The sequence below is a fragment of the Stenotrophomonas sp. 8(2023) genome (assembly GCF_030345295.1).
In the GTDB taxonomy this organism is placed as follows: domain Bacteria; phylum Pseudomonadota; class Gammaproteobacteria; order Xanthomonadales; family Xanthomonadaceae; genus Stenotrophomonas; species Stenotrophomonas muris.
In genome coordinates, this window is the sequence record NZ_CP128404.1 from 1,840,366 (window position 1) to 1,866,012 (window position 25,647).

Consider the following 25,647-nt stretch of genomic DNA (forward strand, 5'->3'; position numbering starts at 1 on the left):
GGTAGTGCCGGCCGCTGGCCGGCAATCCCGTGGATCCATCAGGCATTGCAGGGTTGCCGGCCAGCGGCCGGCACGACCGTTACGCCTTCAACAGCCCGGCCGGCAGCTGCATGGTGATGCAGTGCAGGCTGCCGTTCTGCCAGATCAGCGAGCGGCAGGGCACCTGCACGATCTCTCGGCCCGGGTGCGCCTGTGCCAGCACGTCGCGGGCCAGGTCATCGGCCGGGTCGCCATAGGCCGGCATCAGCACCGCGCCGTTGACGATCAGGTAGTTGGCGTACGAGGCAGCCAGGCGACGGCCTTCGTCGATCACCGGCCGGGCCCACGGCAGCGGGAACAGGCGGTACGGCTGGCCATCCCTGGTGCGTAGCGCGGCCAGCTCATTGCCCATCGCCTGCAGTTCGGCGTAATGCGAGTCGCTCTCGTCGTCGCAGGCCTGGTAGACGATGCTGTCAGCGGAGGCGAAGCGGGCGAGGGTATCGATGTGCGCGTCGGTGTCGTCGCCTTCCAGGTAGCCGTGGTCCAGCCACAGCACGCGGTCCTGCTGCAGCCAGTCGGCCAGGTCGGCGCTCAGGCTGGCGCGGTCGCGGTCCGGGTGGCGCTCGTGCAGGCACTTCCAGGTGGTCAGCAGGGTGCCTTCACCGTCGGTCTCGATGCCGCCGCCTTCCAGCGCGAACGGAATGCTGCGGACCGGCGCATCGTTGAATACGCCGGCCTGGTCGAGCACGCCCACCAGCTGGTCATCCAGGGTGGCGTCGAACTTGCCGCCCCAGCCGGTGAAGCGGAAATCCAGCAGCTGGAAGCCGCCGTCGGCACGGCGCAGGGTGATCGGGCCGGAGTCGCGCAGCCAGGTATCGTCGTAGGCCGCCGTGGTGAAGTGGACCTTGTCCATGTCGATGCGGTTGGAGCGCAGTCGCATCTCGGCGTAGGTCTCCACATCGTCGTCGGCCACGCAGATCAGCACCGGCTGGAAGCGGGTGATGGCCGCGACCAGGGCGATGTAGGTCTCTTCCACCTGGCCCAGGCGGTCAGCCCAGTCGGTATCGGCGGTGGGCCAGGCAATCAGGACGCCGCTCTGGGCTTCCCACTCGGCAGGAAAACGAAGGGTCTGGTTCATGGTCTCGCTACGCAGGCCCGCCCACGGCGGGTAATGGGATCAACGGATCGGCGGTTTCGGGCCGATTTCGTTCGGGTCCGCCTGGTTGGCCACCACGTCGATCACCTTCTGCTTCTCGAAGTAGACGGTGAACTGCGGGTACACCCAGCGGTTGATGGTCGGCCATTGCCGCTTCTGCCCGCCACGCGGCTGCAGCTGCTCGCTGGGCGCGCCGAACTGCGCCTGCACCTGCTGCATGCTCTGGCCGCGCACGGGCAGGGCACCGGCCGGCTTCTCGCGGGCACGGTCGACAAGCAGGGTATCGGCCAGTGCCGGTGTGGCGGCGGCCAGGGTGGCCATCACGGCCAGGGCGGACAGGTAACGCTTCATCTCGATCTACTCCCCAGTGGTCAAGAAAGGCGATTACAGCAAAAACGGCAGGAAAAAGCCGCATAAACAAAAAACCGCCCGAAGGCGGTTTCTTGCATCGGGTCGGCCCCGCGTAGGGCCAGCCGCAGCCGGAAGGCTGTGAGGCTTAGCGCTGACGCGCCTTGAAACGCGGGTTCGACTTGCAGATGACGAAGATCTTGCCACGACGACGCACGACCTTGCAGTCACGGTGACGGGCCTTCGCCGACTTCAGGGAGGACAGGACTTTCATGGCATACCTCGGCGTAAACAGTAGTTGTTCGGGTGGAGCGTGGCCGCGATATGCGAAAGACAATCGGCAGTTGACGCTCGTTCAAGCCCGCCATTCTACCGGGCTTTTCCTCGTGGTTTCAAGTGGTTGCACAAAAGATCCCGCTGGGGGCGTCTGGCAGGGGCTAGAATGGCCTCTTCACACGCTCTGGGACCCCCATGAATCCACTCGCTCCCGTCCTGACCATCGACGGCCCATCCGGGGCCGGCAAGGGTACCATCAGCCGCATCATCGCGCGCCGGATGGGCTGGCATTACCTGGATTCGGGCGCGCTGTACCGGGCGGTGGGCGTGGCCGCAAGCTGGGCCGACATCGATACCTCCGACGCCTCGGCGCTGGTGCGTTGCACCTTCGACACCCACGTTCAGTTTGTCGAGCAGGGCGATGCCATGCGGGTCATGGTCAACGGCACCGATGCCACCGACGAGCTGCGCCTGGAGACCACCGGTGCGCTGGCCTCGGCCATTGCCGCCATTCCCGAGGTCCGCGCTGCCCTGAAGGAGCGCCAGCGCGCATTCAGGGAGCTGCCGGGCCTGGTCGCCGACGGCCGCGACATGGGCACGGTGATCTTCCCGGACGCCTCCTACAAGGTCTTCCTGACCGCCAGTGCCGAGGAGCGCGCCGAGCGCCGGCATAAGCAGTTGAAAGACAAGGGGGTTTCTGTTAACTTTGATGACCTCCTGCGCGAGATCATGGCCCGCGACGCCCGTGATGCCCAGCGTACCGTGGCGCCCCTGAAGCCGGCAGACGATGCTGTCCTCATCGACACCACAGGCATCGGCATCGATGATGTCGTTGCCAGAGTGATGGATCTGCTTCCGGTTCCGGCTGCCTGATCCGTTCGCGCGGGAGCGCTGCCAGCAGCATCGGCGGTGGTCGCGCATAGCAGTGCTGTACCAGCTCCGTCGCGCAATGATGCGTGGCGGTTTTCCTACTACACACGACCTGCGTTTCCGGGGTCGACCAACAGGCGGGCGGTCGCCATTCCCCTGAAGGGGACGCCACCGACCCATGTGTCCAACAGAGTAAATCTAATGACCGAATCATTTGCCGAACTGTTTGAAGCCAGCCAGGCCAATCTGGCCAAGCTGAAGCCGGGCGCCATCGTCAGCGGTACCGTTGTTGAAGTCCGCGGCGACGTCGTGGTGATCAACGCTGGCCTGAAGTCCGAAGGCATCGTGCCGATCGAACAGTTCCGTAACGACGCTGGCGAAATCGACGTCGCCGAAGGCGACATCGTCAAGGTCGCCCTCGACTCGATCGAGAACGGCTTCGGCGAAACCGTCCTGTCGCGCGAGAAGGCCAAGCGCGCGATGGTGTGGGACGAGCTGGAAGAAGCGTTGGAAAAGAACGAAACCATCACCGGCCGCATCAGCGGCAAGGTCAAGGGTGGTTTCACCGTGGACATCAAGGATGTCCGCGCCTTCCTGCCGGGTTCCCTGGTCGATGTGCGCCCGGTGCGCGATCCGGCCTACCTGGAAGGCAAGGAACTCGAGTTCAAGCTCATCAAGCTGGACCGCAAGCGTAACAACGTCGTGGTCTCGCGCCGCGCTGTCGTCGAAAGCGAGCACTCGGAAGAGCGCGAGCAGCTGATGGACAAGCTGCAGGAAGGCGCGATCCTGAAGGGTGTCGTCAAGAACCTGACCGATTACGGCGCGTTCGTGGACCTGGGCGGTATCGACGGCCTGCTGCACATCACCGACATGGCGTGGAAGCGCGTGCGTCACCCGTCGGAAGTCGTGAACGTCGGCGACGAGCTGGACGTCCGCGTGCTGAAGTTCGACCGCGAGCGCAACCGCGTTTCGCTGGGCCTGAAGCAGCTGGGCGAGGATCCGTGGGACAACATCGGCCGTCGTTACCCGGCCAACAGCCGCGTCTTCGGCAAGGTCTCCAACGTCACCGATTACGGTGCGTTCGTTGAGATCGAGCCGGGCGTCGAAGGCCTGGTGCACGTCTCGGAGATGGATTGGACCAACAAGAACGTCAACCCGTCCAAGGTTGTCCAGGTTGGTGATGAAGTCGAAGTGATGGTGCTGGACGTCGATGAAGAGCGTCGCCGTATCTCGCTGGGCATGAAGCAGGTTGCCGCCAATCCGTGGGAAACCTTCGCTGCCACCCACAAGAAGGGTGACAAGGTGTCGGGCCAGATCAAGTCGATCACCGACTTCGGCATCTTCATCGGCCTGGACGGCGGCATCGACGGCCTGGTCCACCTGTCCGACATCAGCTGGAACACCACCGGCGAAGACGTCGTTCGCAACTTCAAGAAGGGCGATACCCTGGACGCCGTCGTCCTGGCTGTCGATCCGGAGCGCGAGCGCATCTCCCTGGGCGTGAAGCAGCTGGAGCAGGATCCGTTCGGCCAGTACATGGCTGCCAATCCGAAGGGCTCCAAGGTTGAAGGCGTGGTGAAGGAAGTCGACGCCAAGGGCGCGATCATCGAGCTGGCTGACGGCATCGAAGGTTACGTCTCGGCCCGCGACATCGCCAACGAGCGCGTTGACGACGCCACCCAGCACCTGAAGGTCGGCGACAAGGTCGAAGCCAAGTTCGTGGGCATGGACCGCAAGGGCCGTACCCTGCAGCTGTCGATCAAGGCCAAGGACGACGCGGAAATGCGCGAAGTGCTGGAGGAATACCAGTCCTCTTCGGCTTCCAGCGGCACCACCCAGCTGGGCGCGCTGCTGCGTGCACAGCTGAACGGCAACAAGTCCGAGTAATCGGCCTTACGCTGTTCGTTGTTTCCTGGACGGCCCGGGCATTGCCCGGGCCGTTTCAGGCTGAGATGCCCCTGATGTGAGCCGGTAATGACCAAATCCGAACTGATCGAAATCCTTGCGCGCCGCCAGGCGCACCTGAAGGCCGATGATGTCGATCTGGCGGTGAAGTCGTTGCTGGAAATGATGGGCGGATCGCTGTCCGCCGGGGATCGCATCGAAATCCGTGGATTTGGCAGCTTCTCGCTGCACTATCGTCCGCCGCGCCTGGGTCGCAACCCGAAGACCGGCGAATCGGTTGCCCTGCCGGGCAAGCATGTCCCCCATTTCAAGCCGGGCAAGGAACTGCGCGAGCGGGTCAGCAGTGTGCTGCCGCTGGACGCCGATCCGGCCTGAGCCTTCCGTCGCGCCACCGCGTGCGAATCCAGCCGCGAGTCGGATAAGCTACGGACTCCTGCCACTGGAGCTGTCGCATGAAGGTTTTTCGTCTGCTGGTCCTGCTGGCGGTACTCATTCTTGGGTTGATCATCGGTGCCATGAACATGGACGAGATGACCATCAACCTGCTGTTCACCCAGCTTAAGACCTCGGTCGGCGTGGCCATCATTGCCGCGTTGCTGATCGGCGTCATCGTTGGCGCTGGCCTGGTGCTGGTGAGCGTGGTCATTCCGCTCTACAGCCAGCTGCGCCGCGCCAACAAGTCCGCTGCCGCCACGCCGGCACCGGTTGCTTCCCCTCAATCTTTTGATGGACGCTGATCGAAGATGGATTTCGTCACCGAGTGGTTCTGGTTCTTCCTGTTCGTTCCGCTGGCCGCCCTGGCTGGGTGGGTGATCGGGCGGCGCGGTGGTCAACGCCACGGTGACAGCCAGGTCAGCCGCCTGTCGAGCACCTATTTCCGTGGCCTGAACTACCTGCTCAACGAGCAGCCGGACAAGGCCATCGAGCTGTTCCTGCACATCGCCGAGCTGGACAAGGAAACCTTCGAGACCCAGGTCGCGCTGGGCCACCTGTTCCGCCGCCGCGGCGAAGTCGACCGCGCCATCCGCCTGCACCAGGGCCTGGTCAACCGCCACGACCTCAGTGATGCACAGCGCGTGCAGGCCCTGCTGGCGCTGGGCGAGGATTACATGAAGTCCGGCCTGCTGGACCGTGCCGAGACCGTGTTCACCGAGCTGGCGCAGCTGGATCAGCGCGCACCGCAGGCGCTCAAGCACCTGATCGGCATCTACCAGGCCGAGCGCGACTGGGAAAAGGCGATCGACAACGCGACCCGTTTCGAGGACGTCACCGGCGAGCCGATGGGCAAGCTGATCGGACAGTTCGAATGCGAACTGGCCGAACGTTTCCGTGGCGCCGGCAAGCTGGAAGAGGCGAGGGCAGCGATCGCCCGCGCCTACCAGGCCGACGCGATGTCGGTGCGCGCCGGCATCATCGAGGGCCGGCTGGAAACCGACGCGGGCAATCCAGAGGCCGCCGTGCGCGCCTTCGAGCGCGCCGCGCGCAACGACCCCGAATACCTGCCGGAACTGCTGCCGGCACTGATGCAGAACTATCGCAGGGTCGGCGATCTGGCAGGTGCACGCGCGTTCCTGTCGGAGATGACCGAGCACTACCGCGGCATCGCCCCGGTACTGGCGCTGACCCGGTTGATGGAAGAGCAGGAAGGCGTGGCGCCGGCCCGTGCCTACCTCGGTCGCCAGCTCAAGGATCGCCCGTCGGTACGTGGCGAATCAGCGCTGATCGATCTGACCCTCGCCGAGGGAGCCGATTCCACCGCCACCCTGCATGACCTCAAGCACATCACCGACCAGCTGCTGGTGCGCAACCCGGCCTATCGCTGCACGCGCTGCGGCTTCGGTGCGCGTACCCACCACTGGCAGTGCCCAAGCTGCAAGGAGTGGGGGACGGTCAAGCCGCTGCTGAACTACGCGGTGCTCTGATCCATGCCCTGGCTTGTGATGGGCGCGCTGCTGGGGCTCGCCCTGCTCAGTGCGTTGCTGACCTGGGCTGCGCGGGGCTATGCACTGCGCCAGCAGTTGATGGACCAGCCGGGCGAGCGTCGCAGCCATAGCGTTGCCACCCCGCGCGGTGGCGGCATCGCCATCGTCATCAGCCTGCTGGTGACCGCCGGCGTGGCCATCTGGGCCTGGCCCGAAAGCACGCCGACGGTGCTGGTGGCCAGCCTTGGGCTGGTGCTGGTGGCCGGTATCGGCTGGTGGGACGACCACAAGCCCCTGCCGGCGATGCGTCGCCTGCTGGTGCATTTCATCGCCGCAGCGCTGTTGGCCGGCCTGGTCAAGGTGAATGGTGGCAGCTGGCTGTTGGCGGTGCTGGTGCTGCTGTTCACCGCGTCGCTGATCAACATCTGGAACTTCATGGACGGCATCAATGGCATCGCCGCCAGCCAGGCCGTTGTGGCGATGCTGGGGCTGGCGCCGGTACTGCCGTGGCCCTATTCACTGGCCGCCGTGGCGCTGGGCCTGGCCTGCCTTGGATTCCTGCCGTTCAACTTCCCTCGCGCCCGGATCTTCATGGGCGATGTTGGAAGCGGCGCGCTGGGGTATGCGGTCGCAGTGGTGCTGGCGATCGCCAGCGTGCGTACCGATATCAACTGGATCCTGCTGCTGGTACCGGTTTCGCCGTTCCTCGTGGACGCGGGCTTCACACTGCTGGCGCGCATCATTTCCGGACAACGCTGGATGGAACCCCATACCCAGCATGTCTACCAGCGCGCGGTGCAGGCAGGAGCCAGTCACCCGCAGGTGACAGGGATGTACTTTGCTTTGGGTCTGTTCAGTATTACAGTGTTCAATGTCTGCTCCAATTTGCAGCCGAGGTGGGAGGCTGTCGTGGCGATCGCGTGGTTCATCGCGCTGAGCGTCCTCTGGCTCCTCCTGCGCAATGGAATGCGCCACCGACAAGGAATTACCTGAATTATGGCTTCACCCTGGCGGGACAGAATCCTCGGCCTGATGCCGCGTTCGGCCATCGTCTGCCACGACCTCTTCATGGTCTGGGCATGCTGGCAGCTGCTCCATGCAGGGCGTTACTCGATCCTGCCCAACGCCCCGGCGCTGCCCCTGTGGAACGTCGATACCACCCTGGTCCTGCTGCTGCAGGGCCTGGTGTTCTGGCGCGTGGGCCTGTACCGCGGCCTGTGGCGGTTTGCCAGCGTCAGCGACCTGCTGAACATCTTCAAGGCCAGCTTCATCGGCATGGTGGCCATCATCCTGGTGCTGATGTGGAAGCGCTTCGACGGCGTACCCATGTCGGTGCTGGTGATCTACCCGTTCGCGCTGTCGGCACTGCTCGGCGCGCCGCGCCTGCTGTACCGCGCCTGGAAGGACTACCAGGCACTGCAGTCCGATTCCAGCGCCCGCCGCGTGCTGATCCTCGGCGCCGGCCAGGCGGCCGAGACCCTGGTGCGCGACCTGCGCCGCTCCGGCAACTTCGAGCCGGTCGGCCTGCTCGACGACGCGCCGCACCTGCGTGGCGCCAAGCTGCAGGGCCTGCCGATCCTGGGTACGCTGGATGACGCGCCGACGGTGGTCCGCGAGACCGCTGCCAAGCTGCTGGTCATTGCCATGCCGTCGCTGGACGCCGCAGGCATGCAGCGCGTCGTCGCGATCTGCGAAAGCACCGGCGTGCCGTTCCGTACCGTGCCCAAGCTCAGTGACATCCTGCAGGGCCAGTCGCTGCCGGGCCAGCTGAAGGAAGTGGCGATCGAGGACCTGCTGGGGCGCAAGCCGATCATGCCGGACTGGAACCTGATCCGCGGCTGGTTGGGTGGGCGCACCGTGATGGTTACCGGCGCCGGTGGTTCGATCGGCTCGGAGCTGTGCCGCCAGTGCGCGCGGCATGGTGCCGGTCGCATCATCCTGCTGGAGATCAGCGAGCTGCTGCTGCTGACCATCGAAGGCGAGCTGCGTCGCAGCTTCCCCGATGTCGAGATCGAGGCGGTGCTGGGCGACTGCGGTGACCCAGCGGTGATCCGCCACGCGCTGTCGCTGCACCCGGTCGATACCGCTTTCCATGCGGCCGCCTACAAGCATGTACCGGTGCTGGAACGCCAGCTGCGTGAAGCAGTGCGCAACAACATCCTGGCGACCGAGAACGTCGCGCGCGCCTGCCTGGAAGCCCGCGTGGAGCATTTCGTGTTCATCTCCACCGACAAGGCGGTCGACCCGGTCAATGCGCTGGGCGCGAGCAAGCGCTACGCCGAGATGATCTGCCAGAGCCTGGACCAGAAGTCCACGCATACCCGTTTTGTCACGGTGCGCTTCGGCAACGTGCTGGCGTCGGCCGGCAGCGTGGTGCCGCTGTTCCGCGAGCAGATCCTGCGCGGTGGCCCGGTCACGGTCACCGACCCGGAAGTCAGCCGCTACTTCATGACCATTCCCGAGGCCTGCCAGCTGATCCTGCAGGCGGCCGCATCGGCGTCGCATGGTGCGATCTATACCCTCGACATGGGCGAGCCGGTGCCGATCCGCGTGCTGGCCGAACAGATGATCCGCCTGACCGGCAAGCAGCCGTACAAGGACATCCAGATCATCTATACCGGCCTGCGTCCGGGCGAGAAGCTGCACGAGACGCTGTTCTATTCGGACGAAGATTACCGCTCCACCGCGCACCCGAAGATTCTTGAAGCCGGCGTGCGTACGTTCTCGCGCGACCTGGTGCTGGGCAACGTTCCGCGCCTGCGCGAGGCGATTGCCAGCTACGACACCGCCCGCATCCAGGAAATCCTGTTTGCGACGATGCCGGAATTCTCGCCAATCGAACAGGATGCTTACATTTCATCCGCTAAAGTCGTGCCTTTTCCGGCACGTGAGGCCAACAGGCACCAATGAGCAAGCGAATTCGCAAAGCAGTTTTCCCGGTGGCAGGATTGGGGACGCGTTTTTTGCCAGCAACCAAGACTGTGCCGAAGGAGATGCTGCCGATCATTGATCGGCCGCTGATCCAGTACGCGGTGGATGAGGCGATCGAAGCCGGCTGTGACACGCTGGTGTTCATCACCAACCGCTACAAGCACGCCGTTGCCGACTATTTCGACAAGGCGTACGAGCTGGAGCAGAAGCTTGAGCGCGCTGGCAAGCAGGAGCAGCTGGAACTGATCCGGCACGTGCTCCCCAATGGTGTGCGCGCGATCTTCGTGACCCAGGCCGAGGCGCTGGGCCTCGGGCACGCGGTGCTGTGTGCCAGGTCGGTGATCGGTGACGAGCCGTTTGCCGTACTGCTGCCCGACGACCTGATCTGGAACCGCGGTGCGGGCGCGCTGAAGCAGATGGCCGACCTCAACGAAGCCAGTGGCGCCAGCGTGATCGCGGTCGAAGACGTGCCGCACGATAAGACCGCCAGTTACGGCATCGTCGCCACCGACGCGTTCGATGGCCGCAAGGGCCGTATTTCGCAGATCGTCGAGAAGCCGAAGCCGGAGGACGCGCCGAGCGACTTGGCGGTGGTGGGCCGTTACGTGCTCAGCCCGAAGATCTTCGAGCTGCTGGAACAGACCCAGACCGGTGCCGGCGGCGAGATCCAGCTGACCGATGCGATTGCCGAGCTGCTGAAGACCGAAGAAGTCGATGCCTATCGTTTCGAGGGCACCCGCTTCGACTGCGGCACGCACCTGGGTCTGGTGGAGGCGACGATCCGCTTCGCGCTGGACAACCCGAAGCTGGCTGGCCCGGCGCGGGAGAAGCTGGCGGCGATGCTGGCGGAATAAGGGTTTTATCAAGCGCTCCGTGCGGCGCCTTGATTGATACGTGGGGGAGGGGGCGGGTGGCCCTCTCCAAAACACGCCAAAGCCCTTCCATGGTGCTCGATGGCGCCATCCATGGCGCCAACGGTTTTGGAGAGGGCCATCCGCCCCCTCTCGACAGTTTCCGTGTGGCGCGGACGGGAAGGGCGGAATCAAAGGCAGAAGCAAAAGCAAAAAGGCAGCCACTGGCTGCCTTTTTTCGTGGGTTGGGGTCAGATCCCTTTGCGCAGCAAAGGGATCTGACCCCAGCCTTTGACCCTGCCTTTGCTCATCCCTCCGCCGCGGGGAGGCTGGAAGGGCCGGGTTGGCAGGGCTGCCCGGGACCGTTGGCGCCATGGATGGCGCCATCGAGCCCCCATGGAAGGGTTCACGGCGTGTCCCGGGCAGCCCTGCCAACCCGACCCACGCCATGAAGCCCAACGAGGCAACGCCTTGAACCTTACAGCGCCTCGAAAATACCCGCCGCACCCATGCCGGTGCCGATGCACATCGTCACCATGCCGTACTTCTGCTGGCGACGACGCAGGCCGTGCAGCAGGGTTGCGGTACGGATCGCGCCGGTCGCACCCAGCGGGTGGCCCAGGGCAATCGCGCCGCCCAGCGGGTTGACCTTGGCCGGGTCCAGGCCGCAGTCACGGATCACCGCCAGCGACTGCGCGGCGAAGGCTTCGTTGAGCTCGATCCAGTCCAGCTGGTCCTGGGTCAGGCCGGCCTGCTTCAGTGCCTTCGGGATCGCGGCGATCGGGCCGATGCCCATCACTTCCGGGCGCACGCCGGCCACCGAGAAGCTGACGAAACGGGCCAGCGGGGTCAGGCCGTAATCCTTGATCGCCTGCTCCGAGGCCAGCAGCACGGCGCCGGCGCCGTCGCTCATCTGCGACGAGTTGCCGGCGGTGACGGTGCCGCCGAACTGGCCGTTGCGGAACACCGGGCGCAGCTTGGCCAGGCCTTCGGCCGAGGAATCCGGGCGGGGGCCTTCGTCGGTGTCGGCGATCTTGTTGCGGGTGATGATTCGCTGGCCGTCGGCCAGGTCCGGCAGGTGCGAGACGATCTCGTACGGGCTGATCTCGTCCTTGAACTCGCCGTTCTGGATCGCGGCCATGGCCTTCTGGTGCGAGGCCAGGGCAAAGGCATCCTGGTCTTCGCGCGAGACCTTCCACTCTTCGGCGACCTTCTCGGCGGTGATGCCCATGCCGTAGGCGATGGCAACGTGGTCGTTGTCGAACACGCTCGGCGCCATGGCGATCTTGTTGCCCATCATCGGCACCATCGACATCGACTCGGTGCCGCCGGCCAGCATCAGGTCGGCGTTGCCCAGGCGGATCGCGTCGGCGGCCTGCGCCACGGCCTGCAGGCCGGAGGAGCAGAAGCGGTTCACGGTCTGTGCGGCGATGGTGTTCGGCAGGCCGGCCAGCAGCACGCCGATGCGGGCCACGTTCATGCCCTGCTCGGCTTCCGGCATGGCGCAACCGATGATGGCGTCATCGATGCGGTTGACGTCCACGCCCGGGGCCTGGGCGACGACGCTGCGCAGCACGTGCGCAAGCATGTCGTCGGGGCGGGTGTTGCGGAACATGCCCTTGGGCGCCTTGCCAACCGGGGTACGGGTGGCGGCGACGATGTAGGCGTCCTGGATTTGCTTGGTCATTGCAGTGATCTCTTGAATTTTTTAGCCGGAGTGCCGACCAACGGTCGGCACCCACCGGAAGCAGGGATGGGCGATCAGTTACGCAGCGGCTTGCCGGTCTTCAGCATGTGCGCGATGCGGGCCTGGGTCTTTTCCTGCTGGGCCAGTTCGACGAAGTGCTTGCGCTCCAGGGTCAGCAGCCACTCTTCGTCGACTAGGGTGCCGCGGTCGACCTTGCCACCGCACAGCACGGTAGCGATGCGCTCGGCGATCTCGTAGTCGTACGGGCTGATGAAGCGGCCTTCCAGCATGTTGACCAGCATCATCTTGAAGGTGGCGATACCCACGTCACCGGCCACCTGGATGCGGCGCGCCGGCAGCGGCGGGCGGTAACCCGCTTCGGCCAGGGCGCGTGCTTCGGCCTTGGCGATGTGCAGGGCCTCGTAGCTGTTGAACACCACCTTGTCGGTGCTGCGCAGCAGGCCCAGTTCCTTGGCGTTGACCGCCGAGTTGGACACCTTGGCCATCGCCACGGTCTCGAAGGTCTTCTTCAGTTCGGCGAACACGTCGCCGCCCGGGCCCGCGGCCTGCGAGGCGCGCACGGCCAGTTCCTTCAGGCCACCACCGGCCGGCAGCAGGCCGACGCCGGCCTCGACCAGGCCGATGTAGCTTTCCAGGAAGGCCACGGTCTTGGCGCTGTGCATCTGGAACTCGCAGCCGCCACCCAGGGCCAGGCCGCGCACGGCAGCCACCACTGGCACCAGCGAGTACTTGATGCGCTGGCTGGTGCGCTGGAAGTTGGCAACCATTTCTTCGAACTGGTCGACCTTGCCGGCCTGCAGCAGGCCCAGCGCGCCGGCCAGGTCGGCACCGGCGGAGAAGGGTTCCTTCTGCTGCCAGATCACCAGGCCCTGGAAGTCCTTCTCGGCGCGGCTCACGCATTCCTGCAGGCCGTCCAGCACCTGGTCGGACACGGTGTTCATCTTGGTCTTGAAGCTGACCACGGCGATGCCATCACCGTCGTGCCACATGCGCAGGCCGTCGTTCTCGAACACGGTCTCGCCCGGCGCGAACGTCTCGCCCAGCAGCGGATCGGGGAAGCGCTGGCGCTGGTACACCGGCAGCGACGAGCGCGGCAGCTTGGCGTTGCGCGACGGGCTGTAGCTGCCTTCGGCGGCATGCACGCCGTCGCGGCCATCGAACACCCAGTCCGGCAGCGGCGCGCTGCTCATGCTCTTGCCGGCGACGATGTCATCGGCGATCCACTGCGCCACCTGCTTCCAGCCGGCGGCCTGCCAGGTCTCGAACGGGCCCAGCGACCAGCCGTAGCCCCAGCGGATGGCCAGGTCGACGTCGCGCGCGGTCTCGGCGATGTCGGCCAGGTGGTAGGCGCTGTAGTGGAACAGGTCGCGGAAGGTCGCCCACAGGAACTGCGCCTGCGGGTGCTGGCTCTCGCGCAGCTTGGCGAACTTCTCGGCCGGGTTCCTGATCTTCAGGATCTCGACCACTTCCGGCGCGGCAGCGCGATCGGCCGGACGGTAGTCCTGCTTCTCCAGGTCCAGCACCACAATGTCCTTGCCGACCTTGCGGAAGATGCCGGCACCGGTCTTCTGGCCCAGCGCGCCCTTGGAAATCAGCGCGTCCAGCCACTTCGGCGACTTGAAGAATTCATGCCACGGGTCATTCGGCAGGGTGTCGCCCATGGTCTTGATGACGTGGGCCATGGTGTCCAGGCCGACCACGTCGGAGGTGCGGTAGGTGGCCGACTTCGGGCGGCCGACCAGCGGACCGGTCAGGCCGTCCACTTCATCGAAGCCCAGGCCGAACTGCTGGGTGTGGTGGATGGTGGACAGGATCGAGAACACGCCGATGCGGTTGCCGATGAAGTTCGGGGTGTCCTTGGCGTACACCACGCCCTTGCCCAGGGTGGTGACCAGGAACTCTTCCAGGCCTTCCAGCACGGCGGCGTCGGTGGTGGTGGCCGGGATCAGCTCGGCCAGGTGCATGTAGCGCGGCGGGTTGAAGAAGTGCACGCCGCAGAAGCGGTGGCGCAGCTGCTCGGGCAGCACGTCGGCCAGCTTGTTGATGCCCAGGCCCGAGGTGTTGGAGGCCAGCACCGCGTGGTCGGCCACGAACGGCGCGATCTTCTTGTACAGGTCCTGCTTCCAGTCCATGCGCTCGGCGATGGCCTCGATGATCAGGTCGCAGTCCTTCAGCTGCTCCAGGCCGGACTCGTAGTTGGCCGGAGTGATGGCTTCGGCCAGCGACTTGCTGGCCAGCGGTGCCGGGCTCAGCTTGCCCAGGTTGGCGATTGCCTTCAGCACGATGCCGTCGGCCGGACCCTCCTTGGCGGGCAGGTCGAACAGCACGGTGTCGACGCCAGCGTTGGTGAGGTGGGCAGCGATCTGGGCACCCATGACGCCGGCACCCAGCACGGCGGCGCGGCGGACTAGCAGGGAATTGGACATGGTGTAGGGCCTTTGTTGGTCAGCAGTTACTGGGTGGAATCAAAGGGAAGCGGGCAGGGCGCTGGCGCGAGCGGCGGCGCGGAACCCGGCTTCGGCGAAATGGATCAGTTCGTGGGCGGCATGGGCACGATGCGCCGCTTCAGTGACACCGGCGGGACGCTTGATCAGCCCGAAGTCGGCCATGGCATAGGTGAGCGAGCCGGCCAGGAAATCCAGGCGCCAGTACAGCTCTTCCTTGCTCAGGTCGGGTACGCACTCGCCGATGGCCTTGCCGAACGCACGCAGCACGTGGCCGTAGTGGTCGGACAGGAACTTGCGCAGGTTGTCGTTCTTCTCGGCGTAGGCGCGGGCGATCACGCGCACGAAGGCACCGCCGTTCTGGCGGTCCTGGGCCAGCGCCAATGCCGGCTCGACGAACGCGGCCAGCACCGGGCGCAGCTGCCCGGGATGTTCGCTGCGGGCGCGTTCGAGCTGCGACAGGCGGGCGCCGGTCATCTCGTCCATGCGGCGGCGGAACACCTCGTTGACCAGGTTTTCCTTGGAGCCGAAGTGGTAGTTGACCGCTGCGATGTTGACGTCGGCCTGGCTGGTCACCTGGCGCAGCGAAGTGCCGGCGAAGCCGTGCTGTGCGAACAGCTCCTCGGCCGCGCCGAGAATGCGGTCCTTGGTCGAGAAGTGGGCGGGTTTGGCCATCGGCGGGCGGACCTTAATCAAACGATTGTTTGATACTAGGACCAGACGGTAGCGTATGGCATTTTGCAGTGCAGCAAAAATGGCCCGGACGGTCAGAATCCACTCAGCTGGGTGAATGGGGTAGGGGTCGGATCCCCGCAGGGGCTCCGACCCCGACACTGGGCCCGGAATGGGGTCAGAGCCCCTGCGGGGATCCGACCCCTGCAGTGAGGGTTTGCCGGCCGGCGACCGGCACTACCATGCCAGCGCTTTATCTTTTACAATTCGCCTACGTTTATCAGGCTAAGCCCGCGTCCCGACGCGGGTTTTTTTCATGTTACCCTTCGGGCCATCAGCGGCCCGATTCCATTGGAGACATCCCATGGCGCTGGAGCGCACCCTTTCGATCATCAAGCCGGACGCCGTTGCCAAGAACGTCATCGGCGAAATCTACGCCCGCTTCGAGAAGGCCGGCCTGAAGGTCGTGGCCGCCAAGTACAAGCAGCTGTCGCGCCGTGAAGCCGAAGGCTTCTACGCCGTGCACCGCGAGCGTCCGTTCTTCAACGCGCTGGTCGAGTTCATGATCTCCGGCCCGGTGATGATCCAGGCCCTGGAAGGCGAGAACGCCGTCCTGGCCCACCGCGACCTGCTGGGCGCCACCAACCCGAAGGAAGCCGCGCCGGGCACCATCCGCGCCGACTTCGCCGAATCCATCGATGCCAACGCCGCCCACGGCTCGGACTCGGTCGAGAATGCCGCGATTGAAATCGCCTACTTCTTCGCCGCCACCGAAGTCGTTTCGCGCTGAGAGTAATGCCGTGAACGAGGTCGTACAGTCCCCCGCCATCCAGCCGCTGCCGAAGTCGGCACCCACGGCTGGCAAGCAGAACCTGCTCGACCTCGATCGCGCGGGCCTGGAGAAGTTCTTCGTCGAGGTTCTCGGCGAGAAGAAGTTCCGTGCCCATCAGGTGATGAAGTGGATCCACCATCGCTACGTCACCGATTTCGATGAAATGACCGACCTCGGCAAGGTCCTGCGCGCCAAGCTGCAGGCCCATGCCGAGGTGCTGGTTCCGAACATCGTGTTCGACAAGCCCTCCGCCGACGGCACCCACAAGTGGCTGCTGGCGATGGGCGTGGATGGCAAGAACGCCATCGAGACCGTGTACATCCCGGACAAGACCCGCGGCACGCTGTGCGTGTCCTCGCAGGTCGGTTGCGGCCTGAACTGCACGTTCTGCTCCACCGCCACCCAGGGCTTCAACCGCAACCTGACCACTGCCGAGATCATCGGTCAGGTGTGGGTTGCCGCGCGCCACCTGGGCAACGTGCCGCACCAGATGCGCCGCCTCACCAATGTGGTGATGATGGGCATGGGCGAGCCGCTGATGAATTTCGACAACGTCGTGCGCGCCATGAGCGTGATGCGCGACGATCTGGGCTACGGCCTGGCCAACAAGCGCGTGACCCTGTCGACCTCCGGCCTGGTGCCGCAGATCGACCGCTTGTCCGCCGAGAGCGACGTGTCGCTGGCAGTGTCGCTGCATGCGCCGAACGATGCGCTGCGCGAGACCCTGGTGCCGCTCAACAAGAAGTACCCGATCGCCGAGCTGATGGCCTCGTGCGCACGCTACCTGCGCGCCAACAAGCGCCGCGAATCGGTCACCTTCGAATACACCCTGATGAAGGGCATCAACGACAAGCCCGAGCATGCCCGCGAATTGGCCCGCCTGATGCGCCAGTTCGACAACGCGGTGCAGGCCAAGGATTCGGGCAAGGTCAACCTGATTCCCTTCAATCCGTTCCCGGGCACCCGCTACGAGCGTTCGGAAGAAGCGCACATCCGCGCCTTCCAGAAGATCCTGCTCGACAGCAACGTGCTGACCATGGTCCGCCGCACCCGTGGCGACGACATCGACGCCGCCTGTGGCCAGCTCAAGGGCCAGGTGATGGACCGCACCCGCCGCCAGGCGGAGTTCAACAAGACGCTGCAGGCGGGGAAGGGGAGCGATGCCGCGGCCTGACCGCCTCTGGCTGGCGCTTCTCGCAGGCGTGCTGGCCGTTGCGGTCGGCGGCTGCAAATCCCATCCCAAGGCCAAGCTCGGCCCGAGCCAGGCGCCGGTCTATTCGGTGGGTGACCCGGAAAGCGTGCGGCGCGAAGTGCGCTGGCGCGACCTGTTGACGCTGGCGACCCGCGACATGCAGGTCGGCAATCTCGATGCCGCCGAGCGCAAGGTGCGCGAAGCACTGAAGCTGGCGCCCGAGGCGCCCGATGCGCTGGTGCTGCAGGCCGGCATCGATGACCGTCGTGGCCGCACCCGCCAGGCCGGCGAGAACTTCCGCAAGGCCGCCGAACTGGCGCCGCAGCGCGGCGACGTGCTCAACAACTACGGTGCGTGGCTCTGCCAGCAGGGCCAGCCGGCCGAATCGCTGGTCTGGTTCGACCGCGCGTTGCAGGCGCCGGCTTATGCCACCCCGGGCGAAGCCCAAGCCAATGCCGGCAGCTGCGCACTGGATGCGGGCCAGCTTGAACGTGCCGAACGCGACCTGCGTGCGGCGCTCGTGGCGGCCCCGGCCAACCCGGTCGCGCTGGAGTCGATGGCCCAGCTGAGCTACCGCCAGGGCCGCTACATGGAGGCCCGGGCCTTCGCCGAACGTAGGATTGCGGCTGCACCCGCAACGCGTTCCGTGTTACAACTTGCGTCTCAAATCGAAGTGAAGCTGGGCGATCGGGCGGCATCTGATCGTTATCTGCAGCGGATTCGACAGGAATTTCCGCAGGACGCGGGCTCCTAACTCCAGGGTTGATGCATTGTGATTGATGACCAGACTGTGAGCGCTCTCGAGACTGCGGCCGGCTGCGGCACCCGCCTGCGCCAGGCCCGCGAAGCGGCCGGACTGACCCTCGAAGATGTCGGCTCGCGCCTGCGCATGCCGGTCCAGGTGGTCAAGTCGCTGGAAGAGGAACAATGGCAGAAGCTGGGGGCGCCGGTGTTCGTGCGTGGCCAGCTGCGCAGCTATGCGCGCCTGCTCGACGTGGATGTCGGCCAGCTGCTGGAACAGGCCCAGGTCGGCCCGGTGGTTCCGCCCACCCTGGTCAGCCATACCCATACCCCGCGTGCGCGCCGCATCGCCGAGAACCTCGGTCGCCGCGTGCTGTATGTCGGCATCACCGCCGTGCTGGCGGTGCCGGTGTGGTTCGCCACCCGTGGCCACTTCGACGGCAGCGCGACCCCGTCGCCGAGCACCGCCTCGCTGGATGTGATCCCGGCCGCCGTGCCGGTCACCCCGTCCACGGCCGGTGCCGAGGCTGTCGCGCCGGCCGAAGCGGCCACTGCCCCGGCCAGCAAGCCCGCGGCCACCCCGTACGTGGCCTCGCTGGCCCCGGTGCCGCGCCCGGCGCCGGCTCCGGCGGCTGCCGGCAACGCGCTGGAAATGCAGTTCAGCGGCGACAGCTGGGTCGACATCGGCGGCCCGGACGGCAGCACCGTCGAGAAGGCGCTGATCAGGTCCGGCGAGACCCGCAGCTTCACGCCGGGCCAGGTGACCCGGGTGACCCTGGGCAACGCCTCGGCGGTCCAGGTTCAGCAGAACGGCGCTATCGTCGATCTGACCCCCTACCAGCGAGCCAACGTGGCACGCTTTCAGGTATCCTCTGAAGGCTCCGTTGTCCCGGTTTCGCACTGAGGCGCGGTTTCACCACCTTCGATAATCCCAATGGTCCCTCCCGACGGGCGGGGCGAGAGTACGCATGGCGATCGACGATCTGCTCGACGAGCACGAACAAAGTGAACGCGTCCGCAGCTGGCTGCGGAAGAATGGCGCCAGCATCCTCGGTGGCGTAGTCATCGCCATCGGTGCCATTGCCGGCTGGCAGTGGTACCAGAAGGATCAGGGCGGCAAGCTGGCCTCGGCCAATGTCGAGTACCAGAAGGCCCTGCAGGGCCTGCAGCAGAACAAGCTTGACGACGCCGCCAAGGCGGTCAAGGCGCTCGAAGCCGGCCCGTCCAGCATCTACGGCGACCTCGCGGCGCTGCAGCTGGCCAAGGCCCAGGTCGACGCCGGCAAGAATGAAGAGGCACTGGCAACCCTGCGCAATGTGAAGGTCGAAGGTGACCTGCAGCGCGTGGTCGACCAGCGTGTGGCCCGCCTGCTGGTGGCCACCGGCAAGAGCGACGAGGCCATCAAGCTGCTGGGCAGCGCCACCGACAGCAGCAGCCTGGAAATCCATGGCGATGCGCTGATGGCGCAGGGCAAGCGCGATGACGCCCGTGCACAGTACGAGAAGGCGCTGAAGACGCTGGACGTGGCAGCGCCGCAGCGGCGCCTGCTGGAAACCAAGGTTATGGACGCCGGCGGCACCGTCGCCGCCCCTGCGGAGTCGGTTTGATGAGTCAGAAGGTCATGATCACCCGCGTCGCCACCGTGCTCCTGATGGGCATGGCCCTGACCGGCTGCAGCACCATGAAGGGCTGGTTCGCCGGCAAGGACGCGGCCGCGAAGAAGGCACAGGAACCGGCTGAGCTGGTCAAGTTCGAGCCGACCCTGAAGGTCAGCAAGGCCTGGTCGGTCAACCTCGGCAAGGGCGAGCGCCGCATCGGCGTGCGCCAGGGCCCGGCAGTGGCCAACGGCCACGTGTTCGCTGCGGCGATCACCGGTGGCGTGCACGCCATCGACCTGCAGACCGGCAAGAAGGTCTGGACCTGGGAGCCGAAGAAGGAAAAGAAGAAGGCCAAGCTGCGCCTGTCCGGCGGCCCGGGTGTCGGTGAGAACCTGGTCGTGATCGGCACGCTGGATGGCCAGGTCATCGCGCTGGATATCAACGATGGCAGCGAGAAGTGGCGCGCCCGTGTTCCGGGTGAAGTCATCGCCGCGCCGGCCGTTGCCCAGGGCATGGTCTACGTGCGCAGCAACGACGGCCGCGTTACCGGCTTCGATGCCGGCAACGGCACCCAGAAGTGGTTCAACCCGAGCGAGCTGCCGGCGCTGACCGTGCGTGGCAACGCGCCGGTGGTGACCGGCCCGGGCGTGCTGTTCATCGGCAAGGACGAGGGCGCGGTTGCGGCCCTGGCCCAGCAGGACGGCCGCACGCTGTGGGAACAGAACCTCGGCAACGGCGAAGGCCGCACCGAGCTGGAGCGCATGGCCGACGTCGACGGCGCGCCGGTGCTGGAGGGCAACACCCTCTATGTGAGCAGCTTCAAGAACCAGACCATGGCCATCGAAGGCCCGACCGGTCGCCCGCTGTGGGCGCGCGACCATGGCGGTGCCGGTGGTGTGGCGGTGTCGTCGGGCAACGTGTTCGTCACCGACAACAAGGGCGGCGTGTTCGGCCTGGACAAGGCCAGCGGCGCGGCCATGTGGTCGCAGACCGCGCTGGCCCGTCGTTCGCTGACCGGCCCGGCGCTGCACGGCGACTACGTGGTGGTCGGCGACTACAAGGGATACGTGCACTGGTTGCAGGCGTCCGATGGTGCGATGGCGGCACGGGCAAAAAGTGGCGGCGACGCCCTGCTGGCCCAGCCGGTCGTCGCAGACGGGGTGCTGCTGGTGCAGAACGTTGATGGCAAGCTGACCGCCTTCCGGTTGGCAAATTAAAAATTGGAGTAATCGCGATGCTGCCTTTGGTCGCCCTGGTTGGACGGCCGAATGTCGGCAAGTCGACTATTTTCAATGCGCTTACCCGCACCCGTGACGCGCTGGTCCATGACCAGCCCGGCGTCACCCGCGACCGCAACTACGGTGTCTGCCGGCTGGACGAGGACAATCATTTCCTCGTCGTCGACACCGGCGGTATCGCGGAAGAGGAAGAGGGTCTGGCAGGGGCTACCACCCGCCAGGCCCGCGCCGCTGCGGCGGAAGCCGACCTGATCCTGTTCGTGGTCGACGCCCGTGAGGGTACCTCGGCGATGGACGACGAGATCCTGGCCTGGCTGCGCAAGCTGTCGCGCCCGACGCTGCTGCTGATCAACAAGATCGACGGCACCGACGAGGACACCGTGCGTTCGGAGTTCGCCCGTTACGGCTTCGGCGAGATGCTGACCGTGTCGGCCGCGCATCGCCAGGGCTTGGACGACCTGCTGGACGAAGTGATCCAGCGCCTGCCGGAAGAAGGCAGCGGCGAAGAGCTGGACAACGATCCGAACCGCATCCGCATCGCCTTCGTCGGCCGCCCGAACGTGGGCAAGTCGACCCTGGTCAACCGCATCCTCGGCGAGGAGCGCATGATCGCCTCCGACGTGCCGGGCACCACCCGCGACTCGATCGCGGTGGACCTGGAGCGTGATGGCCGCGAGTACCGCCTGATCGATACCGCCGGCCTGCGCCGTCGGTCGCGCGTGGACGAGGTCGTCGAGAAGTTCTCGGTGGTCAAGACCATGCAGTCGATCGAGCAGTGCCAGGTGGCCGTGCTGATGCTCGACGCCACCGAAGGCGTGACCGACCAGGACGCCACCGTGCTCGGTGCCGTGCTCGACGCCGGCCGCGCACTGGTGATCGCCATCAACAAGTGGGATGGCCTGACCGAGTACCAGCGTGAGCAGGCCGAAACCATGCTGTCGCTGAAGCTGGGCTTCGTGCCGTGGGCCGAGTCGGTGCGCATCTCGGCCAAGCATGGTTCGGGCCTGCGTGAGCTGTTCCGCGCGGTGCACCGCGCGCACGAATCGGCGAACAAGACCTTCACCACCAGCGAAGTGAACAAGGCGCTGGAAGTGGCCTACGAGACCAACCCGCCGCCGACCATCCGCGGCCACGTCTCCAAGCTGCGCTACGTGCACCCGGCCGGTTCCAACCCGCCGACCTTCATCGTGCACGGCACCCGCCTGAAGGAGCTGCAGGAGTCGTACAAGCGCTACCTGGAGAACTTCTTCCGCAAGCGCTTCAAGCTGATAGGCACGCCGGTGAGCTTCATCTTCCGCGAGGGTACCAACCCGTACGAGGGCAAGAAGAACGTCCTCACCGAGCGGCAGGTCAAGGCCAAGCGGCGCTTGATGAAGCACGTCAAGGGCAAGTGATTCACGAGAAGGCGGCCGCAGGGCCGCCTTTTTCGTTGTGGGGAAATGGGATCTGACCCCGGGCGCAGGGCTGGCGCTACCGTAGGCTTGCGGTGGACCTGTAGAGCCGAGCCTGCGCTCGGCTGCTTCTCGCGCATTGCCGCAGGCGCGCTAGGCGCGCCAGCCGAGCATGGGCTCGGCTCTACAGATTCTGGTCAACGCGGCCTGCCGCCACGTGCGCGATAATGCGGCCATGAGCATCCAAGAGATTTCCCCCGCGCAGGCACGCGAGCGCCTGGCCCATGGCGCGGTGCTGATCGATGTGCGCGAGGCGCACGAACGGGCCGGCGGCATGGCCGAGGGCGCGCGCGGCGTGGCCAAGGGCGAGCTGCAGGCCGACCCGGCCGCGCATCTGCCGCGGCACGACCAGGAAATCCTGCTGATCTGCCAGAGTGGCAAGCGCTCGGCCGATGCCGCGCAGTTCCTGCTGGAGGCCGGCTACACCCACGTGGCTTCCGTGACGGGCGGCACCGTGGCCTGGCGCGAGCAGTCGCTGCCGCTGGTGCAGCCGCTGGCCAGTGCTGCCGACCGTGACTTCTTTGATCGCTATTCGCGCCACCTGCTGCTGCCGCAGGTGGGCGAGGCCGGCCAGCGCCGGCTGCAGCAGTCGCGCGTGCTGGTGCTGGGCGCGGGTGGGCTGGGCGCACCGGCTGGGTTCTACCTGGCCGCCGCCGGGGTAGGGCACCTGCGCTTCGCCGACCACGACCGCGTGGAGCGCAGCAACCTGCACCGCCAGATCGTGCATACCGAAGCCAGCGTCGGCCAGTTCAAGGTCGATTCGGCGCGCGAGCGGCTGCTGGCGTTGAACCCGTCGATCGACGTCGAGGCGGTGCCTGAGCGGGTCACTTCCGAGAACGTGGATGCGCTGCTGGAGGGCGTGGACGTGGTGCTGGATGGCTCGGACAACTTCCCGCTGCGCTACCTGCTCAACGACGCCTGCATCAAGCACGCCACGCCGCTGGTGTATGCCGCCATCGAGCGCTTTGACGGCCAGGTAAGCGTGTTTGACGCTGGCCGCCAGCGTGGCGTGGCGCCGTGCTACCGCTGCCTGTTCCCCGAGCCGCCGCCGCCGGAGTTCGCGCCGAACTGTTCCGAGGCGGGTGTGCTGGGCGTGCTGCCCGGCCTGGCCGGCGTGCTGCAGGCGACCGAGGTGCTGAAGCTGCTGCTGGGTATCGGTGAGCCGCTGGTCGGCCGCCTGCTGCGCTTCGATGCGCTGGGCATGTGCTTCCGTGAGACCGGCATCCGGCCGGACCCGCAGTGCCCGGTGTGCGCGCCGGGCGTGCCGTTCCCGGGATATATCGATTACGCCGCGTTCTGCCGGGGTGGGTGAGGCTGGCCGGGGCGTCATCCGCGCATGGCGTGGATCTACTGTAGAGCCGAGCCCATGCTCGGCTGCTTCTGGCCTCGGCACGAAGAGCAGCCGAGCGTGGGCTCGGCTCTACAGGTTGTGGTTGTGCCAACCAAGGTTGGCACCCACCGACGCGGATGCATGGTTTCGGGATGATGCTGGGGGTCACTCCCGGTATCGTTCCATCTCCAAGACAATCCGGCGCAACATGCGTGCTATTGCCGTCATCGGCATTGCTCTATTGTTGAACGCGATTCTGGATCTTGGGGAACACACCGCATGGCGGTAGAAGCAGCGACCAGCGAGCTGGTCAAGGTCGTCGCCCTGTTGGGCGCGGCGGTGGTGATGGTGCCTTTGTTCCGTCGCGCCGGCCTGGGCTCGGTGCTGGGCTACTTCGCCGCCGGCTTGGCGATCGGGCCGTTCGGGCTGGGCTGGTTCTCCGACCCGCAGGCCATCCTGCATACCGCCGAACTCGGCGTGGTGATGTTCCTGTTCGTGATCGGCCTGGAGATGCGGCCCTCCCACCTGTGGAGCCTGCGCAAGGAGATCTTTGGGCTGGGCACGCTGCAGATCGTCACCTGTGCGGTGGTGCTGACCAGCATCGCCAAGCTGTTCGGCCTGCCGTGGCAGGTGGCCTTCATCGGCGCCACCGGCTTTGTGCTGACCTCCACCGCGGTGGTGATGCAGTTGCTGGCCGAGCGTGGCGACATCGCACTGCCGTCGGGGCAGAAGATCGTTTCGATCCTGCTGTTCGAAGACCTGCTGATCGTGCCGTTGCTGGCGCTGGTGGCCTGGATGGGCCCGAGCGCGGGCAGTGCCGACGGCGAGGGCTCGCGCTGGCTGTCGGTAGCGATCGGCGTCGGCGCCATCGTCGGCCTGGTGCTGGTCGGCCGTTTCCTGCTCAATCCGCTGTTCCGCGTGCTGGCCGAATCGAAGGCGCGCGAGGTGATGACCGCCGCCGCGCTGCTGGTGGTGCTTGGCGCTGCGCTGCTGATGCAGCTGTCCGGCCTGTCGATGGCGATGGGCGCGTTCCTGGCCGGCGTGCTGCTGAGCGAGTCGACCTTCCGCCACCAGATCGAAGCGGATATCGAGCCGTTCCGCGGCATCCTGCTGGGCCTGTTCTTCCTCAGCGTGGGCATGGCGCTGGACCTGGGCGTGGTGGCTGGCAACTGGCAGCTGATCCTCGGCCTGGTGCTGGCGTTGATGGTCGCCAAGGCGCTGTGCATCTACGTGGTGGCGCGCATCATGGGTAGCGACCACGCGCAGGCGCTGGACCGCGGCGTGCTGATGGCGCAGGGCGGCGAGTTCGCCTTCGTGCTGTTCTCTGCCGCGGCATCGGCCGGTGTGATCAACCTGGAGATCAATGCCAACTTCACCGCCGTGGTGGTGTTGTCGATGGCGCTGACCCCGCTGGTGGTGCTGGTCTACAAGCGCATCGCGCCGAAGCCGACGGTGAACATGGACGGCGTGGACGAGGCCGAGGGTCTGTCCGGCAGTGTGCTGCTGATCGGCTTCGGCCGCTTCGGCCAGGTCGCCAGCCAGTCGCTGCTGGCGCGCGACGTGGACGTGACCATCATCGACAACGACGTGGAGATGATCCAGAGCGCCGCGCGCTTCGGTTTCAAGATCTACTACGGCGACGGTACGCGACTGGACGTGCTTCATGCCTCGGGCGCGGCCACCGCGCGTGCGATTGCGGTGTGCGTGGACAAGGCCGAGGCCGCCGACCGCATCGTCGAACTGGTGTCGCACGAGTTCCCGCAGGCCAAGCTGATGGTGCGCTCGTTCGACCGCGAACATTCGCTGCGGCTGATCCATGCCGGCGTCGATTTCCAGATCCGCGAGACGTTTGAATCGGCGGTGTTGTTCGGCCAGGCCGCGCTGGTGGAACTGGGTGCGGATGAAGACGACGCGGTGGAGATTGCCGAGCAGATCCGTCGCCGCGATGCCGAGCGTTTCGAGCTGGAGATTGCCGGTGGTGGCTTGAATGCCGGCGCCAAGATGGTGTTCGGCAATTCAGCCCAGGGCGTGCCGACGCCGACGCCGTTCACCGCGCCGAAGCGGGCAAGCAAGACGTTGAACCCGCAGGACGTGCCGGAAGAGGAAGAATAACGTTTGCGGGTCGGATCCCTTTCCAGCGGAAAGGGCTCTGACCCGCTACGTCGTGCTGGGGTCAGAGCCCTTTGCCTGTGGCAAAGGGATC

Annotated in this window: 23 protein-coding genes; 17 read left to right on the forward strand and 6 right to left on the reverse strand. The window is 66.0% G+C overall.

Annotation, left to right across the window (positions count from 1 at the left end):
* Positions 1-79: 79 nt before the first annotated feature.
* The 3 genes from QP609_RS08640 to ykgO all read right to left on the reverse strand — a co-directional run bounded on the left by QP609_RS08640 (position 80) and on the right by ykgO (position 1,757).
* Complete coding sequence (locus QP609_RS08640) at positions 80-1,117, reverse strand: agmatine deiminase family protein (protein WP_014646848.1); 1,038 nt, start codon at positions 1,115-1,117, stop codon at positions 80-82.
* Between the two features lie 39 nt (positions 1,118-1,156).
* Positions 1,157-1,486, reverse strand: a complete 330-nt coding sequence (locus QP609_RS08645; RefSeq protein ID WP_005416228.1) for a hypothetical protein — start codon at positions 1,484-1,486, stop codon at positions 1,157-1,159.
* A gap of 145 nt (positions 1,487-1,631) precedes the next feature.
* Positions 1,632-1,757, reverse strand: a complete 126-nt coding sequence (ykgO, locus tag QP609_RS08650; protein WP_005409283.1) for a type B 50S ribosomal protein L36 — start codon at positions 1,755-1,757, stop codon at positions 1,632-1,634.
* Positions 1,758-1,954: 197 nt separating this feature from the next.
* Here ykgO and cmk point away from each other — a divergent pair, with 197 nt between their 5' ends.
* From cmk to galU, 8 genes are all read left to right on the forward strand, one after another.
* Positions 1,955-2,632, forward strand: coding sequence for a (d)CMP kinase (gene cmk / locus QP609_RS08655; protein ID WP_014036894.1), 678 nt, complete (start codon positions 1,955-1,957; stop codon positions 2,630-2,632).
* A gap of 198 nt (positions 2,633-2,830) precedes the next feature.
* Positions 2,831-4,516 (forward strand): 30S ribosomal protein S1, encoded by a 1,686-nt coding sequence (rpsA, locus tag QP609_RS08660; protein ID WP_005416230.1) that lies wholly within the window; start codon positions 2,831-2,833, stop codon positions 4,514-4,516.
* A gap of 87 nt (positions 4,517-4,603) precedes the next feature.
* Positions 4,604-4,909, forward strand: a complete 306-nt coding sequence (locus tag QP609_RS08665; protein WP_005409286.1) for an integration host factor subunit beta — start codon at positions 4,604-4,606, stop codon at positions 4,907-4,909.
* Positions 4,910-4,986: 77 nt separating this feature from the next.
* Positions 4,987-5,271, forward strand: coding sequence for a LapA family protein (locus QP609_RS08670; protein ID WP_014646849.1), 285 nt, complete (start codon positions 4,987-4,989; stop codon positions 5,269-5,271).
* Between the two features lie 6 nt (positions 5,272-5,277).
* Entirely contained in the window at positions 5,278-6,456 is a 1,179-nt protein-coding gene (lapB, locus tag QP609_RS08675; RefSeq protein WP_014646850.1) for a lipopolysaccharide assembly protein LapB, read from the forward strand.
* 3 nt (positions 6,457-6,459) lie between these two features.
* On the forward strand, positions 6,460-7,449 hold the full coding sequence (locus QP609_RS08680; protein ID WP_046430191.1) for a glycosyltransferase family 4 protein: 990 nt from the start codon (positions 6,460-6,462) through the stop codon (positions 7,447-7,449).
* Between the two features lie 3 nt (positions 7,450-7,452).
* Positions 7,453-9,366 carry a nucleoside-diphosphate sugar epimerase/dehydratase gene (locus QP609_RS08685; RefSeq protein WP_014646852.1) on the forward strand — a complete coding sequence of 638 codons (1,914 nt, stop codon included), beginning with the start codon at positions 7,453-7,455 and terminating at the stop codon, positions 9,364-9,366.
* Positions 9,363-10,241 carry a UTP--glucose-1-phosphate uridylyltransferase GalU gene (galU, locus tag QP609_RS08690; RefSeq protein ID WP_032960751.1) on the forward strand — a complete coding sequence of 293 codons (879 nt, stop codon included), beginning with the start codon at positions 9,363-9,365 and terminating at the stop codon, positions 10,239-10,241. The genes QP609_RS08685 and galU overlap by 4 nt, the downstream gene beginning before the upstream one ends.
* Before the next feature lie 475 nt (positions 10,242-10,716).
* Here galU and QP609_RS08695 read toward each other — a convergent pair whose 3' ends face one another.
* From QP609_RS08695 to QP609_RS08705, 3 genes are all read right to left on the reverse strand, one after another.
* Positions 10,717-11,925, reverse strand: a complete 1,209-nt coding sequence (locus QP609_RS08695) for an acetyl-CoA C-acyltransferase (protein ID WP_019661304.1) — start codon at positions 11,923-11,925, stop codon at positions 10,717-10,719.
* A 74-nt stretch (positions 11,926-11,999) separates the two neighbouring features.
* On the reverse strand, positions 12,000-14,372 hold the full coding sequence (locus tag QP609_RS08700; protein ID WP_014646855.1) for a 3-hydroxyacyl-CoA dehydrogenase/enoyl-CoA hydratase family protein: 2,373 nt from the start codon (positions 14,370-14,372) through the stop codon (positions 12,000-12,002).
* A 39-nt stretch (positions 14,373-14,411) separates the two neighbouring features.
* Positions 14,412-15,065, reverse strand: a complete 654-nt coding sequence (locus tag QP609_RS08705) for a TetR family transcriptional regulator (RefSeq protein ID WP_014646856.1) — start codon at positions 15,063-15,065, stop codon at positions 14,412-14,414.
* A gap of 361 nt (positions 15,066-15,426) precedes the next feature.
* On the opposite strand from QP609_RS08705, the gene ndk reads away from it, so the two are divergent.
* The 9 genes from ndk (at position 15,427) to QP609_RS08750 (ending at position 25,556) form a co-directional block, all read left to right on the forward strand.
* Positions 15,427-15,852 carry a nucleoside-diphosphate kinase gene (ndk, locus tag QP609_RS08710; RefSeq protein WP_005409295.1) on the forward strand — a complete coding sequence of 142 codons (426 nt, stop codon included), beginning with the start codon at positions 15,427-15,429 and terminating at the stop codon, positions 15,850-15,852.
* A 10-nt stretch (positions 15,853-15,862) separates the two neighbouring features.
* Entirely contained in the window at positions 15,863-17,068 is a 1,206-nt protein-coding gene (gene rlmN / locus QP609_RS08715; RefSeq protein ID WP_005409296.1) for a 23S rRNA (adenine(2503)-C(2))-methyltransferase RlmN, read from the forward strand.
* Positions 17,055-17,840: a type IV pilus biogenesis/stability protein PilW gene (pilW, locus tag QP609_RS08720; protein WP_134808776.1), complete on the forward strand. Its 786-nt coding sequence runs from the start codon at positions 17,055-17,057 to the stop codon at positions 17,838-17,840. Before rlmN ends, pilW begins: the two co-directional genes overlap by 14 nt.
* 18 nt (positions 17,841-17,858) lie before the next feature.
* On the forward strand, positions 17,859-18,731 hold the full coding sequence (locus QP609_RS08725; RefSeq protein WP_032960759.1) for a RodZ domain-containing protein: 873 nt from the start codon (positions 17,859-17,861) through the stop codon (positions 18,729-18,731).
* Positions 18,732-18,795: 64 nt separating this feature from the next.
* The gene (locus tag QP609_RS08730; protein WP_032960761.1) at positions 18,796-19,434 is read left to right on the forward strand and encodes a tetratricopeptide repeat protein; all 639 of its coding nucleotides are present in this window, start codon (positions 18,796-18,798) and stop codon (positions 19,432-19,434) included.
* Positions 19,434-20,642 carry an outer membrane protein assembly factor BamB gene (gene bamB, locus QP609_RS08735; RefSeq protein ID WP_014036904.1) on the forward strand — a complete coding sequence of 403 codons (1,209 nt, stop codon included), beginning with the start codon at positions 19,434-19,436 and terminating at the stop codon, positions 20,640-20,642. Before QP609_RS08730 ends, bamB begins: the two co-directional genes overlap by 1 nt.
* Before the next feature lie 17 nt (positions 20,643-20,659).
* Positions 20,660-22,057 carry a ribosome biogenesis GTPase Der gene (gene der / locus QP609_RS08740; RefSeq protein WP_014646861.1) on the forward strand — a complete coding sequence of 466 codons (1,398 nt, stop codon included), beginning with the start codon at positions 20,660-20,662 and terminating at the stop codon, positions 22,055-22,057.
* A gap of 232 nt (positions 22,058-22,289) precedes the next feature.
* Positions 22,290-23,426, forward strand: coding sequence for a molybdopterin-synthase adenylyltransferase MoeB (moeB, locus tag QP609_RS08745; RefSeq protein ID WP_197621539.1), 1,137 nt, complete (start codon positions 22,290-22,292; stop codon positions 23,424-23,426).
* A 297-nt stretch (positions 23,427-23,723) separates the two neighbouring features.
* A complete protein-coding gene (locus QP609_RS08750) occupies positions 23,724-25,556 on the forward strand; it encodes a monovalent cation:proton antiporter-2 (CPA2) family protein (RefSeq protein WP_180835768.1) in 1,833 nt (610 codons plus the stop codon).
* The last annotated feature ends 91 nt before the right edge of the window (positions 25,557-25,647 follow it).